Annotated in this window: 8 protein-coding genes; 7 read left to right on the top strand and 1 reads right to left on the bottom strand. The window is 71.6% G+C overall.

Annotation, left to right across the window (positions count from 1 at the left end):
• The 6 genes from AUL35_RS16165 to AUL35_RS16145 all read left to right on the top strand — a co-directional run.
• Nucleotides 1-938: peptidylprolyl isomerase (locus tag AUL35_RS16165; RefSeq protein ID WP_062016589.1), on the top strand; the 938-nt coding region annotated here is incomplete at its 5' end.
• Between the two features lie 133 nt (nucleotides 939-1,071).
• On the top strand, nucleotides 1,072-2,304 hold the full coding sequence (gene argJ / locus AUL35_RS16160; protein ID WP_062016588.1) for a bifunctional glutamate N-acetyltransferase/amino-acid acetyltransferase ArgJ: 1,233 nt from the start codon (nucleotides 1,072-1,074) through the stop codon (nucleotides 2,302-2,304).
• Nucleotides 2,285-3,076: a GNAT family N-acetyltransferase gene (locus AUL35_RS16155; protein ID WP_062016586.1), complete on the top strand. Its 792-nt coding sequence runs from the start codon at nucleotides 2,285-2,287 to the stop codon at nucleotides 3,074-3,076. The genes argJ and AUL35_RS16155 overlap by 20 nt, the downstream gene beginning before the upstream one ends.
• Nucleotides 3,077-3,085: 9 nt before the next feature.
• Nucleotides 3,086-3,493, top strand: a complete 408-nt coding sequence (locus tag AUL35_RS16150; RefSeq protein WP_062016584.1) for a (deoxy)nucleoside triphosphate pyrophosphohydrolase — start codon at nucleotides 3,086-3,088, stop codon at nucleotides 3,491-3,493.
• A 110-nt stretch (nucleotides 3,494-3,603) separates the two neighbouring features.
• The gene (locus AUL35_RS22220; RefSeq protein WP_156418036.1) at nucleotides 3,604-3,909 is read left to right on the top strand and encodes a hypothetical protein; all 306 of its coding nucleotides are present in this window, start codon (nucleotides 3,604-3,606) and stop codon (nucleotides 3,907-3,909) included.
• Nucleotides 3,906-4,088 carry a Flp family type IVb pilin gene (locus tag AUL35_RS16145; RefSeq protein WP_062016582.1) on the top strand — a complete coding sequence of 61 codons (183 nt, stop codon included), beginning with the start codon at nucleotides 3,906-3,908 and terminating at the stop codon, nucleotides 4,086-4,088. Before AUL35_RS22220 ends, AUL35_RS16145 begins: the two co-directional genes overlap by 4 nt.
• Nucleotides 4,089-4,105: 17 nt before the next feature.
• Here the strand turns inward: AUL35_RS16145 and AUL35_RS16140 are convergent, their stop codons facing one another.
• Complete coding sequence (locus AUL35_RS16140) at nucleotides 4,106-4,978, bottom strand: methyltransferase domain-containing protein (protein ID WP_062016580.1); 873 nt, start codon at nucleotides 4,976-4,978, stop codon at nucleotides 4,106-4,108.
• Nucleotides 4,979-5,074: 96 nt separating this feature from the next.
• Here AUL35_RS16140 and AUL35_RS16135 point away from each other — a divergent pair, with 96 nt between their 5' ends.
• Entirely contained in the window at nucleotides 5,075-5,833 is a 759-nt protein-coding gene (locus tag AUL35_RS16135) for a ComF family protein (protein WP_062016578.1), read from the top strand.
• Nucleotides 5,834-5,843: the final 10 nt, after the last annotated feature.

Raw genomic sequence — 5,843 nt, 5'->3', positions numbered from 1 at the left:
CCACGCCCGCCGCGCCCGCCCCCGCCGCGAGCGCTCCCGCGCCGGCTCCCACCCCGCCGCCCGCGCCCGAGACCCCGCTCGCCAAGGTCGGCGACCAGACCATCACCCAGGCCGACCTCGACACGGCGTCGCAGGACCTCGCCTCGCAGTTCGGCCAGCTTCCGCCCGACCAGCAGCGCGTGGCGGTGCTCTCGGCGCTGATCGACATCAAGGCGCTGGCGGAAGAGGCGAACGCCGCCAAGCTCGGCGACGACCCGGCCGTCGCCCGCCAGCTCGCCTTCCTGCGCGAGCGCGCGCTCCACAACGCCTATTTCGAGAAGAACGGCCTGTCGGCGATCACCGACGCGGAACTCAAGACCCGCTACGACGCGGAAGTCGCCGCGATGAAGCCTGTCGACGAGGTCCACGCCCAGCACATCCTCGTGCCCACCAAGGAGGAGGCCGAGGCGGTGATCAAGGAACTCGACGGCGGCAAGGACTTCGCGGCCGTCGCGGCCGAGAAGTCCAAGGACTCGTCGGGTGCCAACGGCGGCGATCTCGGCTTCTTCGGGCCGGGTCAGATGGTGCCGCCCTTCGAGGCGGCCGCCTTCGCGCTGGAGCCGGGCACCTACACCAAGGAGCCGGTGCAGTCGCAGTTCGGCTTCCACGTGATCAAGGTGCTCGAGAAGCGCAAGCAGCAGCCGCCTGCGTTCGAGCAGGTCAAGGACCAGGTGCGCCAGATCGTCATGCGCGAGAAGTACGTCGCCATGGTCCAGAAGGCGCGCGAGTCCGAGGGCGTCGAGTATCTCGATCCGGCGCTGAAGACGCAGGTCGAGGCCATGGAGAGCTTGATGGCGGGCGGCAACTCGGCCGACCCGGAGGCTGCGGCCGACGAGGCGGCCTCGGACGCAGAGACCGTGCCGCCGGGCACCGAGACGGCGCCCGCTCCCGCCAACTGACCCATCGACCCGATGCGGTGACAGGGCCGGCGCGCCGCGAGGCGCGCCGGCCCTTCGCGTCTGCGGGCTTGCGGGCGGCGGGGGCATCGGGCAAACCCCGGCGCGTATCCCGCGTGACCGCGCCAGGAGAGCCATGAGCACCGCCGTTTCCCCGCTCGCCCCCCGCTCCGTTCCCGACCTGCCGCCGGTGCGGGGCGTTCGAATCGCGACGGGAGCCGCCGGCATCAAGTATCGCGACCGGACCGACGTCCTTCTGATGGCCTTCGACGAGGGAACGGCGGTCGCGGGCGTCCTCACCACCACGCGCTGCCCCTCGGCCCCGGTCGATCACTGCCGCCGCGCCCTTGCGGGTGGCCGCGCGCGGGTCCTCGTCGTCAACTCCGGCAATGCCAACGCCTTCACGGGTCGGCACGGCGTCGCCACCACGAATTCCACGGCCGAGGCTGCGGCAAAGCTCGCCGGCTGCTCGGCGGACGAGGTCTTCCTCGCCTCGACCGGCGTGATCGGCGAGCCGCTCGATCCGAACAAGATCGTGCCGCATCTTGGCGCCTTGTCCGACCGCGCCGCGCCCGACGGCTGGCTCGAGGCGGCGCGCGCCATCATGACCACCGACACCTATGCCAAGGTCGCCACCGCGAGCGTCCGGATCGGGGATGCCGAGGTGCGCATCAACGGCATCGCCAAGGGCGCCGGCATGATCGCGCCCGACATGGCGACCATGCTGAGCTTCGTGGCGACCGACGCCCGTATCGCCCCGGACGTGCTCCAGGCGCTCCTCGCACGCGCGGTCGCCCCCAGCTTCAACTCCGTGACGGTGGATTCCGACACCTCGACCTCGGACACGCTTCTCGTGTTCGCGACGGGGGCGGCCAACAACCCGGAGCCCTCCGGCGCCGACGACCCGGCGCTCGCCGACTTCGCGGCGGCGCTCGATGCGGTTCTTCTCGACCTCGCGCGGCAGGTCGCGCGCGACGGGGAGGGCGCGCGCAAGGAGATCCAGGTGACGGTGGAGGGGGCCAGCGACGCGCGCTCCGCCAAGCGCATCGCGCTCTCGATCGCCAACTCGCCCCTCGTGAAGACGGCCGTCGCCGGCGAGGACGCCAACTGGGGCCGCGTCGTGATGGCGGTCGGCAAGGCGGGCGAGCCGGCCGAGCGGGACTGCCTCGCGATCTGGTTCGGCAACGTGCGCGTGGCGCACGAGGGCGAGCGCGATCCCGCCTACAGCGAAGCGGAGGCGTCCGCCGCGATGCGCGAGGAGGTGATTGCCATTCGCGTCGATCTCGGCCTAGGCTCGGGGCGCTGGACGGTCTACAGCTGCGATCTCACAAAAGAATACGTCGCGATCAATGGCGACTACCGGAGCTGACGGGGCTCCGAGCCTGACCACGGTCCGCCGCCTCGAGGCGGCGGGCTTTCGCGCGTGGCCGGCCTCGAGCACCTTCTACGACGGGACCTGGGCGGTCCGGCTGACGCCCAGCTTCCCGGCCAAGCGCCTGAACTCGGTCAACCCGCTCGATCCCGGCGACGAGGCCAACATCGCCGCGCGCATCACGGATGCGCGTCAGCGCTTCGTGGCGGCCGGGCGCACCCTCCTGTTCCGGCAGTCGCCGCTCTGCCCGCCGGCCCTTATCCGCCATCTCGACGAGAGCGGCTGGCAAAGCTTCGGCGAGTCCGTCGTCTTCACCGCGGACCTTGCCGCGCTCGACCTCAACGACGCGATCGACCGCATCCCGATCCGCGACGGGCGGCGCTATCTCGACGCCTCGCTCCACGTCCACCGGCGCCCGGCCGAGATGCGGGCTGGGCTCGACGAGGTCCTGTCGTCGATCCGACCGCCGGCCGCCTTCTTCGTTCGCGAGAGCGAGGGGGGCGAGCCGATCGGCGTGGCGCTCGCCATCACCGACAACGACCTCGCCGGCATCCTCGATGTCGCGGTCGCGCCCGAGGCGCGTCGGCAGGGTATCGGCATCGACCTCGTGGCGACGGCCCTGCGCCATACCCAGCATAAGGGGGCGCGCACCGGCTGGCTCCAGGTCGAGGCGGACAATGCGGCCGGGCTCGCGCTCTACCGGCGGCTCGGCTTTCGCGAGGCCTATCGCTACTGCTACCGCGCGCCGCCCGGCGCCGCCACCGCCTGAGGACGCCGGATGCCCGCACCCCGCATGCTGCTCGTGACCGCCTGCGCGCTGATCGACGCCGACCGCCGCATCCTCGTGACCGAGCGCCCGGCCGGAAAGTCGCTCGCCGGGCTCTGGGAGTTTCCGGGCGGGAAGGTCGAGCCGGGCGAGACGCCCGAGGAGTCGCTGATCCGCGAGCTGCGCGAGGAGCTCGGCGTCGAGACCAAGGCCGATTGCCTCGCGCCGCTCACCTTTGCGAGCCACACCTACGAGGACTTCCACCTTCTGATGCCGCTCTACGTCTGCCGGCGCTACGAGGGCATCCCGCGCTCGATGGAGGGACAGCGCCTGCGTTGGGTGCGCGCGAGGGACCTGCGCGACCTCGCGATGCCGCCCGCCGACCTGCCGCTCATCCCCTTCCTGATCGATCTCGTCTGAGCGCACCGCTCCCGCGTTAAGCACGATCCTTAAGCGCGACTTCACCTCTCTCGTGCGACGGTTCCCATCGGACGGTCGTCGCCGTCCCGTCGTCAGGGACGCCGGAGGGCATGTTGCGCACAGGGCCGGGCCACCATCGTCATCGCCGGGGCGGGCAAACCGTCCGGGCGCTTCTGCGTGCATCGCTCCTAGCGGGGCCGCTCGCCGCAGCTCTCGTGCTGACGCTGGCTTCCGCTCCCGGCCGGCAGGAAGATCGCCCGATCGCGCTCGACGCGCCAGACGGGCTCGATGCCACCCTGACCGGATCCATCGTGCGGCCGAGCGTCTCGTATCCGGCCGGCGGCCCGCTCAGCCTGCCGAACGGAGGGCCCTGCCTGCGCCTTCCCGACGGCTCGCAGCGCGGGGCCTGCCGATGACCATCTGGGCCGCCTTCCGCCGCGACAGATCCGGCGCGACCGCCATCGAATATGGATTGCTCGTAGCCCTGATTGCGATGGCCATCGTCGGTGCGCTAACCGCGACTGGAACCTCCGTCGAGGATCAATGGCGTGGGTTGAGTACCGCCGTCGTCGATGTGCTTTCCCCCAAAACCTGAAAGTCGCAGCGGCGATCTCAAGCCTTCGGCGTCAGCGCCTCGGCGAGACTTGCCTTCGCGCTGCCCGGCCGCAGCGGCTTCTGCTGGCTGTCGTGCGGGCGCCAGCCCGACACGTAGACGACGTCGAACGTCGCGCGGATGCGCCCGTCCGCGTCGGCGAACCGCTCCGCATAGAGTTCGGCGGCTCGCAGGAAGAGCCGCCGCGATACGGGCCGGCGCGAGCGCGCGTTGAGGACGCTGGTCATGCCCATGGCCTGGAGGTCCGCCATCAGCTCGAACATCGATCCGTAGCGCACCGTGAGCCGGTCCTGATCGATCACCGGCAGGGCGAACCCCGCGCGCTGGAGGAGGCTTCCGACGTCGCGAAGGTCCGGAAAGGGGGAGACGCGGGGCGAGGCGCCGCCCTCGAGCTCGGCCTCCGCCGAAAGAAGCGAGGCGCGAAGCTCGTTCAGCGTCTCGCCGCCCAGAAGCGCGGCAAGAAACAACCCGTCCGGCCGCAGGGCCCGGCGCACCTGGACGAAGACGCCCGGCGTGTCGTTGGTGAGATGGAGTGAGAGGGCCGACGCGACGAGATCGAGGCTCTCGTCGCGGAACGGAAGCGCTTCCTCGTCGGCGACGACGCCGCTCTCGCCGGACAGGAGGTCGAGGCTGCCCTCCATGCGCACGAGGTGACCGATCTGGCCGCCGGCGCGAAGGCGCGCGGACAACTCGCCGCCCGACCCGCCGAGATCCGCACCGGTCTCGAAGCGGCGCTGCACCAGCGACAGGCGCTCAGAGAGTTCCGCCGCGACGCTTCCCGCAAGGAATTCGGCGCCCGTCCCGCCGCGCCGCGCCGCGCGGCGGCGGCGCGACAGGAGAAGCGCGCGATCGAAGGGGGCCTGTTCTGCCATGGGATCCTTCAGGGGTCTCTTGGGGACGGCCGGAGCCGGACCCTTGTAGCTGCGGTGCGGGCCGGTATCGTCAAGCCGGCGGGACGGTCGAGGGCGATGGCGACACACGATGGAACGGCGCATCAACTTCGCCGGCTCGGGGGAGCGCTGCTCTCGCTCGTCTATCCACCGGTCTGTGCCGGCTGCGCAACCGCCGTCTCGACCACTCCGGCTGTCTGCGCCGCGTGCTGGCGCGATCTGCGCTTCCTGGAGCCTCCGTTCTGCGAAGTGCTGGGCCTGCCCTTCGCGGCCGATCCGGGGCCGGGCCAGGTCTCGCCCGAGGCCATCGCCAACCCGCCGCCCTTCGCGCGCCTGCGCGGCGCCGTTCTCTACCAGGGTCTCGGCTCGCGGCTCGTGGCCTCGCTGAAATACGGCGATCGCACCGACCTCGTGCCCCTCATGGCCGGCTGGATGGGGCGGGCAGGCGCGGAGCTTCTGGCCGGGGCCGACCTGGTGATGCCGGTCCCGCTCCACTCGCGACGCCTCCTGCGGCGTCGCTTCAACCAGTCGGCGGAACTGGCGCGCCATCTGGCGCGGACGCACGACCGCCGGTTCGAGCCGCTGATGCTGCGGCGTGTTCGCGCGACGCGTTCGCAGGTGGGGCTGTCCGCCTCCGAGCGCGAGCGCAACCTCAGGGGTGCCTTCGCGCTCGGCGCCGGCCGGGCGGCCGGTCTCGAGGGCCGGCGCGTGCTTCTGATCGACGACGTTTACACGACGGGCGCCACGGTTTCGGCCGCGACGCGCACGCTCCTGCGGGGCGGTGCCCGCGCGGTCGACGTTCTCGTCTTCGCGAGGGTTGCGGCGGGCGGCTCCTGATCGCATATCG

Origin of the sequence: Aureimonas sp. AU4, from assembly GCF_001463765.1 — a bacterium.
In the GTDB taxonomy this organism is placed as follows: domain Bacteria; phylum Pseudomonadota; class Alphaproteobacteria; order Rhizobiales; family Rhizobiaceae; genus Aureimonas.
The sequence above is the reverse complement of the archived record's forward strand: the minus strand, read 5'-3'. Positions and strand labels throughout refer to the sequence as shown.

What these genes read in the sequence shown, in the direction of transcription:
- argJ (WP_062016588.1), top strand. Translation starts at nt 1,072, where the DNA reads ATGAGCACCGCCGTTTCCCCGCTCGCCCCCCGCTCCGTTCCCGACCTG.
- AUL35_RS16155 (WP_062016586.1), top strand. Translation starts at nt 2,285, where the DNA reads ATGGCGACTACCGGAGCTGACGGGGCTCCGAGCCTGACCACGGTCCGC.
- AUL35_RS16150 (WP_062016584.1), top strand. Translation starts at nt 3,086, where the DNA reads ATGCCCGCACCCCGCATGCTGCTCGTGACCGCCTGCGCGCTGATCGAC.
- AUL35_RS22220 (WP_156418036.1), top strand. Translation starts at nt 3,604, where the DNA reads ATGTTGCGCACAGGGCCGGGCCACCATCGTCATCGCCGGGGCGGGCAA.
- AUL35_RS16145 (WP_062016582.1), top strand. Translation starts at nt 3,906, where the DNA reads ATGACCATCTGGGCCGCCTTCCGCCGCGACAGATCCGGCGCGACCGCC.
- AUL35_RS16140 (WP_062016580.1), bottom strand. Translation starts at nt 4,978, where the DNA reads ATGGCAGAACAGGCCCCCTTCGATCGCGCGCTTCTCCTGTCGCGCCGC.
- AUL35_RS16135 (WP_062016578.1), top strand. Translation starts at nt 5,075, where the DNA reads ATGGCGACACACGATGGAACGGCGCATCAACTTCGCCGGCTCGGGGGA.